The sequence below is a fragment of the Paenibacillus glycanilyticus genome (assembly GCF_023715145.1).
GTDB classification, from domain to species: domain Bacteria; phylum Bacillota; class Bacilli; order Paenibacillales; family Paenibacillaceae; genus Pristimantibacillus; species Pristimantibacillus glycanilyticus_A.
Genome location: NZ_JAMBNP010000082.1, coordinates 1 through 258, shown reverse-complemented (window position 1 = coordinate 258; position 258 = coordinate 1). Strand labels below are relative to the sequence as shown.

At 48.1% G+C, this 258-nt stretch carries 1 rRNA gene; it reads right to left on the bottom strand.

Annotation, left to right across the window (positions count from 1 at the left end):
* Positions 1 to 149 precede the first annotated feature (149 nt).
* Positions 150 to 258 (bottom strand): 5S ribosomal RNA (rrf, locus tag M3194_RS31070); the annotation flags it as partial.

Below are 258 nucleotides of genomic sequence, written 5' to 3'. Positions count from 1 at the left end.
GAAATAAACGCGCAAAAGTCGCACCAGACTCGAAACAACCTTCGCAAACATTCAATAATTGCTTAAGGATGTTTCATTCTTTCGCTATCCAGTTTTCAAGGAGCAAATCTTTTGCATAATGCAAAAGTTATTATAGGTGATAAACACCTGCTTGGCGACGTCCTACTCTCCCAGGACCCTGCGGTCCAAGTACCATCGGCGCTGGAGGGCTTAACGGTCGTGTTCGGTATGGGAACGCGTGGTTCCCCTCCGCCATCG